The sequence below is a fragment of the bacterium genome, assembly GCA_036524115.1.
Taxonomy (GTDB): Bacteria; JAUVQV01; JAUVQV01; order JAUVQV01; family DATDCY01; genus DATDCY01.
Window position 1 is genome coordinate 1 of sequence record DATDCY010000264.1, and the last position, 2,328, is coordinate 2,328.

Sequence of the window (2,328 nt, forward strand, 5' to 3'; positions counted from 1 at the left end):
CCTCGGCCTCGCCGGCGGCGGCCGCGAGCCGCTCCACGTTGCGCAGCACCTCGCGCTCGGCGCGCAGCCGCTCCTCCTCGCCCGGCTCGAGCGCGGCGCGGGCCAACTCCTCCTGCTGGAAGCGCAGGAACTCGAGGCGCCGCTCCCGCTCCTGCTCCCGCCGCGCCAGCGCGTCGCGCTCGCGGGCAAGCGCATCGAGGGCGGCCCAGGCCTCGCGGTAGCGCCCGCGCAGCGGCAGCAGCCGCGCGAAGCCGTCGAGGAAGTCCAGGTGCGTCTCGACGCGCAGGAGCGACTGGTGCTGGTGCTGGCCGTGGATGTCGACCAGCTCGCGCCCGATCTCCTCGAGCGTTGCCAGCGAGACCGCGGCGTCGTTGGCGAACGCGCGGCTGCGCCCGCCGGGGGCGAGCACGCGCCGCAGGACCAGCTCGCCGCCGCCGGGAACGCCGGCCGCCTCGAGCCGCGCCAGTGCGGCCGGCGGCGGCTCGTCGAAGACCGCCTCCACGGAGGTCTCCTCGTCGGCGACCCGCTGGTGCTCGGGGCGCGCCTTCTCGCCGAGGGCCAGCCCGAGGGCGGCGATCACGATCGACTTGCCGGCCCCGGTCTCGCCGGTGAGGGCGACGAACCCCCCGGGGAGCTCCAGGTCGAGCCGGTCGACGATCGCGACGTTCCGGACGCGCAGCTCCCGCAGCAAGGCTAGCGCTCCCCCCAGCGCGTCACCGCTCGCCCCACTTGAGCTTCTGGCGCAGCACGCCGAACCACTCGTGGTCAGGGACGTGCACGAGCCGCGTCCGCGCCGCGGCGGTGCGCATCGCGACCCGGTCGCCCGGCTCGAGGGCGATGCCCACCTGCCCGTCGAGGGTCAGGTGGATGTCCGGCTCGCCGGTGCGGATCGCCACCTCGACGGTCATGCGGCCCGGCACCACGAGCGAGCGGTTGGTGAGCGTGTGCGGGCAGATCGGCGTGACGACGATCGCGTCCATGTCGGGGTAGACGATCGGCCCGCCGGCGGCCAGCGAGTAGGCGGTGCTCCCCGTCGGCGTCGCCACGATGAGGCCGTCGGCGCGGTACGTGGTGAGGTAGGCGCCGTCCACCGTCGCCTCGATCTCGATCATGCGGGCGAGGGCCGCCTTGTTGATCACCGCGTCGTTGAGCACGACGAACGGTCCGCGCGCGCCCTCGCCGTGGCGCACCGTCGCCTCGAGCATGCTGCGCTCCTCGAGCGTGCAGGCCCCGGCGAACACCGCCTCGAGCACGGGGTCGAGCCGGTCGAGCGCGGTCTCGGTCAGGAAGCCGAGCGAGCCGAGGTTGACCCCGAGCAGCGGGATCCCCTCGGCCTGCGCCACGCGCGCAACCGAGAGCAGCGTGCCGTCGCCGCCGAGAACGACGATCAGGTCGAGCCCGACGCCGAGCAGGCTGGGGACCCGGCAGAGCCCCGCCTGGTCCCAGGCGGCCGTGCGCTCGTCGATCACCGTGGCCGCGCCGAGCGCCGCGAGCCGGCGCACGAGGTGCTCGACCACCGGGCGGATCTGCGGGTGGTGCGCCTTGCCGACGAGCCCGACGCGCCGCGGCGGCTCAAGCGCCGGCCGGCCGCCAGGCGTCGATCGCGCCGCGGATCTCTGCGCTGCGGTCACCTGCCCCTCCTTTGGCGATGTGGAGAAAGAACTCGCGGTTGCCGTCCGCCCCCGTGATCGGGGATTCGCACCAGCCGAGCACGGCGCGCCCCGCCGCGGCCGCGAACTCGACGACGCCGGCGAGCGCCGCGCGCTGCAGGGCCGGATCGCGCACGATGCCGCCCTTGCCGACGCCGCCGCGGCCGACCTCGAACTGCGGCTTGACGAGCGCCACCGCCTGCCCGCCCTCGCGCAGGAGCGAGAGCGCGGGGCCGAGGACCAGCCGCAGCGAGATGAACGAGACGTCGATCACCGCCAGGTCGCAGGGCTCGGGCAGCAGGCCCGGCGCGGCGTCGCGGATGTTCACCCGGTCGAGCCGCACCACGCGCGGGTCGCTCTGGAGCTTCCAGGCGAGCTGCCCGTAGCCGACGTCGATGGCATAGACCCGGGCGGCGCCGCGCTGGAGCAGGCAGTCGGTGAAGCCGCCGGTGGAGGCGCCGACGTCGACCGCGACCGCGCCGCGCGGGTCGATCCGGAAACACTCGAGCGCGCCGGCCAGCTTGAGCCCCCCGCGGCCGACGTACGGGAGCCCCCCCTCGACGTCGATGGGCGCGTCCCGCTCGATCGCGGCGCCGGCCTTGTCGACCCGCGCCCCCGCGACGCGCACCCGCCCCCCGAGCACGAGCGCACGCGCCTGCTCGCGGCTCGGCGCCAGCCC

The 2,328-nt window shown here is 75.8% G+C and carries 3 protein-coding genes; all 3 read right to left on the reverse strand.

The annotated features are described in order from the left end of the window. A partial coding sequence (locus VI078_12740; GenBank protein ID HEY6000148.1) for an AAA family ATPase occupies window positions 1–691 on the reverse strand: 691 nt, incomplete at its 3' end. A gap of 22 nt (window positions 692–713) precedes the next feature. Then, window positions 714–1,631, reverse strand: coding sequence for an NAD(+)/NADH kinase (locus VI078_12745; GenBank protein HEY6000149.1), 918 nt, complete (start codon window positions 1,629–1,631; stop codon window positions 714–716). After that, the coding region (locus VI078_12750) for a TlyA family RNA methyltransferase (GenBank protein HEY6000150.1) at window positions 1,573–2,328 on the reverse strand (756 nt) is incomplete at its 5' end. The genes VI078_12745 and VI078_12750, both read right to left, overlap by 59 nt.